Origin of the sequence: Flavobacterium sp. (genome assembly GCF_027483985.1) — a bacterium.
Classification (GTDB): domain Bacteria; phylum Bacteroidota; class Bacteroidia; order Flavobacteriales; family Flavobacteriaceae; genus Flavobacterium.
Genome location: NZ_JAIXTJ010000037.1, coordinates 1 through 5,427 on the forward strand (window position 1 = coordinate 1; position 5,427 = coordinate 5,427).

Annotated in this window: 6 protein-coding genes and 1 riboswitch; of the genes, 5 read left to right on the top strand and 1 reads right to left on the bottom strand. The window is 30.6% G+C overall.

What is annotated here, in order from left to right:
- Positions 1 to 102 precede the first annotated feature (102 nt).
- From Q0050_RS09655 to arfB, 5 genes are all read left to right on the top strand, one after another.
- Positions 103 to 756 carry a 4'-phosphopantetheinyl transferase superfamily protein gene (locus tag Q0050_RS09655; protein ID WP_298394814.1) on the top strand — a complete coding sequence of 218 codons (654 nt, stop codon included), beginning with the start codon at positions 103 to 105 and terminating at the stop codon, positions 754 to 756.
- A gap of 60 nt (positions 757 to 816) precedes the next feature.
- Positions 817 to 1,533 (top strand): geranylgeranylglyceryl/heptaprenylglyceryl phosphate synthase, encoded by a 717-nt coding sequence (locus tag Q0050_RS09660; protein ID WP_298394816.1) that lies wholly within the window; start codon positions 817 to 819, stop codon positions 1,531 to 1,533.
- 33 nt (positions 1,534 to 1,566) lie between these two features.
- Positions 1,567 to 2,187: a nicotinamide riboside transporter PnuC gene (gene pnuC, locus Q0050_RS09665; protein ID WP_298394818.1), complete on the top strand. Its 621-nt coding sequence runs from the start codon at positions 1,567 to 1,569 to the stop codon at positions 2,185 to 2,187.
- Positions 2,151 to 4,268 (top strand): DUF4301 family protein, encoded by a 2,118-nt coding sequence (locus Q0050_RS09670; protein ID WP_298394820.1) that lies wholly within the window; start codon positions 2,151 to 2,153, stop codon positions 4,266 to 4,268. Before pnuC ends, Q0050_RS09670 begins: the two co-directional genes overlap by 37 nt.
- A 62-nt stretch (positions 4,269 to 4,330) precedes the next feature.
- Positions 4,331 to 4,732, top strand: coding sequence for an alternative ribosome rescue aminoacyl-tRNA hydrolase ArfB (gene arfB / locus Q0050_RS09675; RefSeq protein WP_298394823.1), 402 nt, complete (start codon positions 4,331 to 4,333; stop codon positions 4,730 to 4,732).
- A gap of 24 nt (positions 4,733 to 4,756) precedes the next feature.
- Here arfB and Q0050_RS09680 read toward each other — a convergent pair whose 3' ends face one another.
- On the bottom strand, positions 4,757 to 5,152 hold the full coding sequence (locus Q0050_RS09680; protein WP_298394826.1) for a hypothetical protein: 396 nt from the start codon (positions 5,150 to 5,152) through the stop codon (positions 4,757 to 4,759).
- Between the two features lie 154 nt (positions 5,153 to 5,306).
- Positions 5,307 to 5,403, top strand: a riboswitch (TPP riboswitch).
- Positions 5,404 to 5,427: the final 24 nt, after the last annotated feature.

Sequence of the window (5,427 nt, forward strand, 5' to 3'; positions counted from 1 at the left end):
ATTTGGTGCAAAATTACAACATAGGTTTTGATTTTAATAATTTATTTTAAAATTTGTGAAATGTTTAAATGTTTAATCTTTTGAAAAACAACAAAATACTAAATGCCATTACATAAAGTCGTCTATTTGTCAAACAACACCAAACTGTATCTTTGGAAGATTACAGAAGATTATGATTCGCTATTCCACCAAGTAAGGCTCAAAGATTCGTCGTTGGCTCGATTGCAAACAATGAAGTCAGAAAGTCATCAAAAAGGATTTTTGGCTGTGCGAATGCTTTTACAACATAATGCTTATTCGGATTTCGATTTGATTTATGATGCATTCGGAAAACCACATTTGAAACCGCAAGGTTGTAGTATTAAAGATGTTGAAATTTCAATTTCACATTCAGGTGATTTTTCGGCCATCGCCATTAGTGATTCCAAAGTGGGATTAGATTTAGAACAATTGAAAGAAAAAGCACTCCGAATTGCAAAAAGATTTATGGACGTTTCGCATTTGGATAATCTATCTGAAGAAGAAAAAATAAAAAAAGCAACGGTAGTTTGGGGAATTAAAGAAAGTATTTTCAAAATCAAAAACGAAAAAGGCATCAGTTTTCCAAACCATATTTTTGAAGATGATTTTTCTTTTGAAGACAAAAAAGCAACCGCAACATTAAAATTTAATAACAAAGAAGAAACATTCCAAATTCAATTTGATTCGGTAGAAGATTATATATTTGTTTGTGCTTTTGAATCAATTAATAATTAGGAATTAAAAATTAGAAATCCGCGATAATCAGTAAAATCCGTTTTATCCGTGGCTAAAACAATGACAAACATCTATCAAAATATTTTAAATTCAAAAACCAAAGGTGAAAAGCTTCTAGCCATTCTTCTCGATCCAGATAAGTTGACAGTGGGAAACCTTTCGCATTTGATTCAAAACATAAACCAATCGCCAGCAACACATATTTTTGTCGGCGGAAGTTCCTTCGATGGAACCCATTTAGATGAATTAATTACTGAGTTAAAATCGAAAATCAACTTACCTTTTTTATTATTTCCGGGAAATCCATCACAAATTTCTGCTAAAGCTGACGGAATTTTATTCTTAACTTTATTATCAGGTAGAAATCCAGATTATTTAATTGAACATCAAGTAAACGCTGTTCCAATCATTAAAAAGACCAATTTAGAAGTCATTTCAACAGGATATATTTTAATTGAAAGTGGTAATGAAACCGCTGTTGAAAGAGTAAGTCAAACCAAACCTTTAGATAGAAACAACCACGAATATGCATTGCAAACTGCACAAGCTGGTGAATTCATCGGAAATAAATTAATTTATCTCGAAGCCGGAAGTGGAGCAAAATTATCTGTTCCAAAAGAAATGATTACATTGGTTTCGAAAAATACAAACATTCCGTTAATCGTTGGTGGCGGAATTCGTTCTAAGCAAGAAATTGAAAATGCTTACAATGCTGGTGCAGATATAGTTGTAATCGGAACCGCATTTGAAAATGACACTAATTTTTTTAATTCCTAAATCAAAATTCGAAAATCGACAATCGTTAATCCAATGCTAGAATTTCTTTTTGCACAATATAAAAACTATCCAACCTATGAAATAGTTCTAGAAATTACAGCAGTAGTTTTTGGATTATTAAGTGTTTGGTTTGCCAAAAAAGATAATATTCTCGTGTTTCCAACTGGATTAATCAATACTTCAATTTATGTTTTCCTGCTTTGGAAATGGTCGTTACTTGGCGATATGATGATCAACGCTTATTATTTTGTAATGAGTATTTATGGTTGGTATTATTGGACACGAAAAAATAATGGTGAGGAAATTTATCCCATTGCACGAATTACTAAGCAAGAAATTAAATTTTCAATAGTACTCTTTTTAGCAACAATTTTATTTGTTGTTGGAGTGTATCTTATTTTTGATAAATTTACAAATTGGTTGTCTTATGTTGACACGTTCATAACTGGAATTTTCTTTGTTGGAATGTGGCTTATGGCAAAAAGAAAAATAGAAAATTGGATTTTTTGGATTGTTGGTGATTTAATTTCTATTCCTTTATATTTCGCAAAAGGATACACATTTACTAGCATTCAATATTTAATATTTACAATTATTGCCATTTATGGCTATATCGAATGGAAGAACATCTTAAACAAGAACCTACAGAAATAATCAAAATTGCTATTGTAGGACCTGAATCTACAGGTAAAACAACATTAGCATCGCAACTTGCAGAAGAATTCAATACCAATTGGATTCCGGAGTTTGCACGCAATTATCTTCAAGAAAAATGGGATGCGAAACAAGAAATTTGCACCGAAGATGATTTAATTCCAATCGCGATTGGGCAAACGCAACTTGAGAATGAAGCACTAAAAAGGACTGATAAAATCCTATTTTGTGATACCGCTGTTCTGGTAACCAAAGTTTTTTCTGACATCTATTATAATTCGTGTGATGCTATGCTCGAAAAAGCAGCTAAAAAACACAAATATGATTTGATTTTTTTAACCGATGTTGACGTTCCGTGGGAAAAAGATGATTTAAGAGACAAGCCTAATGATAGAAAAGCATCAATGGATATTTTTGAGCAAGTATTGGTTGAATATAAAAAACCTTACATCAAGCTGTCAGGAACTAAAGAGCAATGTCTTGAAAAAGCAACCAAGATTATTTCTGATTTTCAAAAAGCAAAAAAGTTAGGTTTTAACTCTTTTGATTACCTAAAAATACAGCAAAGAAATGCTAATCTAGAGGTTATAGAAAATCAATTTGAGATTTTGAAAAACGGAATTCCGAAGATAAATCTTGATAGACCTGCCATTATAAACGATGGTATTTTGAGAATTTCTGATGATGAAGCGGCTTATTTTTCTAATTTTTTTGATGAAAAGAAGAGTAGGCTTAAATTGAAAAAGTTTGTTCCAGCATCGGGCGCAGCAAGCAGAATGTTCAAGTTTTTGAGCGAATTTTTAAATGAATTTAAACTCGGTGAAGAGAGTATAAATGCTTATATCAACAGAAAAAAGGATAAAAATTTATCTATTTTTTTAATTGCTAAAGAGAAACTTCCTTTTCACAATGAAATTTTAGAAAAAGCAAAATCTTCGCTGCCAGATTATGAAACTTGGGAAAAAGACACAAGAGATTATGGCTACATCAAAACAATGCTTTCGCCAAAACATTTTGATTATTCTAATAAACCAAAAGGTGTCTTGCCATTTCATAAATATCAAAGTCACACCGCTACTGCAATTGAAGAACATCTAAATGAATGTGCATTTTATGCGGCTTCAAATGGAAAATCTAATCTTCATTTTACCGTTTCAGAAGAACATCAAAATGATTTTGACAACATAATAAAGAATGTAAAATCTAAAATTGAAGCGCAAACCAATACTGAAATTACGGTACAATATTCTTATCAAAATAAGGCTACAGATGTTATTGCAGTAGATTTAAACGGAAATCCTTTTAGAGACGAAAACGAACAAATTGTTTTTAGACCAGGCGGACACGGCGCTTTAATTGAAAATTTGAATGATTTAAATGCTGATGTCGTATTTATCAAAAATATTGATAATGTGATTCAAAATCACCTACAAGAAATTGCACTTTATAAAAAAGCTTTGGCCGGAATTTTAATTCAATTTCAAGAAGTAATTTTCAAGTACATGAAAATCCTTGTTGCTGAAAATGTTTCTAACGAAGACTTGAATGAAATTGTAAATTATATCAAATCAAAATTGAATATCGATATTAAAGATGATTTTTCAAAATACACCAAAGAGAGCAAAATTGATCATTTAAAAACAATTTTAAACCGACCAATCCGTGTGTGCGGAATGGTTAAAAATGAAGGTGAACCTGGTGGCGGACCATTTTGGGTAATCGATAAAAAAGGAAAAACATTTTTGCAAATCATTGAATCGTCTCAAATTGATACAAAAGACGAAAGACAAAAAGAAATATTTCAAAGTGCCACCCATTTTAATCCTGTTGATTTAGTCTGCGGAACAAAAGATTATAACGGACAAAAGTTTGATTTAACGAAGTTCATAGATAAAAATTCAGGCTTTATTGTAGAAAAGAACAGTAAAGGAAAATCACTAAGAGCTTTTGAACTTCCTGGACTTTGGAATGGAGCAATGGCAAAATGGTTAACCGTTTTTGTTGAGGTTCCTTTAATTACTTTCAATCCAGTGAAAACGGTCAACGATTTATTAAAACCGGCGCATCAATCAACAAATTAAAATTTCAGCATCAAAAATTGACTTAGTGCCTTTGCGGCAAAATCACTTTGAGTCTTATAACTATGGAAAAAGATAAAATCATTTCAGAACTAACTTTCAAAGCCGTAAGAAGCTCTGGTGCTGGCGGACAAAACGTAAATAAAGTGTCGTCTAAAGTTGTTTTGATATTTGATTTACAAAATTCAAATGCTTTATCTGAAGAAGAAAAAGATCGTTGCCTAAAGAAGTTAAAATCCAAATTAACGCTCGAAGGAATTCTAATTTTGAACTGCGACGAAGATCGAAGCCAATTAAAAAACAAAGCAATTATTACCAAACGCTTTCTTGAAATCATAGAAAAAGCATTAATAATTCCAAAAGAACGAAAAGCAACCAAAATTCCAAAATCGGTCGTTGCCAAAAGATTAAAAGACAAATCAATAAGTGCTGAAATAAAACAGAACAGGAAAAAACCGGAATTGTAATTTCAGGCTTTATTTTAAATAGTATTATTTAGTTAATTTAATTTTGCAAACACTATTTTCACTTTCTATTTCTTGATATAAATAGTTGTTTTTGATTAAATATTTTTCATCTATTAGTTCTGCTTGTACATTTGAGTTTACACTATTTAAAAATAGTTTCTGTGTTTCAAATTTCAGAATTAAAGAATCATTTTTTACATTCCATTTCCCAGTTCCTGAATAAGAGCAAGTTGTAATTGAAAAAGTTGAATCTTTTTCTAAAGTTAATTTTACTCCAACAACAATGCAATTATTGGAAATATAATTAATCCATTTTTGAGTATAACTTGATTTTTCTGTTTGATATTTTCCAATCAAATTTGTGTCTACTGATTTACAGTTGATAAAAATAAACAGTGAAAATAGGATTAATTTTTTCATTATTAAAAATTTAAGGAAAGGTATTAATTTTAAAGTTATTAAATAGGAATTTTATAATGTAGAAAAATCGTAAGAAACCCGATTTGTAGAAATCCGATTATAAACAAAATTTGGAATTTGGAATTTTTATATTGGAATTTTAATTAAATTTGCATCGTCTCAAAAGGGGTGCTCTAAATTACGAGCTGAGATTATACCCAATGAACCTAGAACAGGTAATGCTGTTTAGGGAAAAGTGACAAAACAGAGTGCACGCTGAACTTTGTCACAGGAAA

Coding starts and splice junctions, on each gene's coding strand:
- Q0050_RS09670 (WP_298394820.1), top strand. CDS start 2,151: ATGGAAGAACATCTTAAACAAGAACCTACAGAAATAATCAAAATTGCT.
- pnuC (WP_298394818.1), top strand. CDS start 1,567: ATGCTAGAATTTCTTTTTGCACAATATAAAAACTATCCAACCTATGAA.
- Q0050_RS09655 (WP_298394814.1), top strand. CDS start 103: ATGCCATTACATAAAGTCGTCTATTTGTCAAACAACACCAAACTGTAT.
- Q0050_RS09680 (WP_298394826.1), bottom strand. CDS start 5,152: ATGAAAAAATTAATCCTATTTTCACTGTTTATTTTTATCAACTGTAAA.
- Q0050_RS09660 (WP_298394816.1), top strand. CDS start 817: ATGACAAACATCTATCAAAATATTTTAAATTCAAAAACCAAAGGTGAA.
- arfB (WP_298394823.1), top strand. CDS start 4,331: ATGGAAAAAGATAAAATCATTTCAGAACTAACTTTCAAAGCCGTAAGA.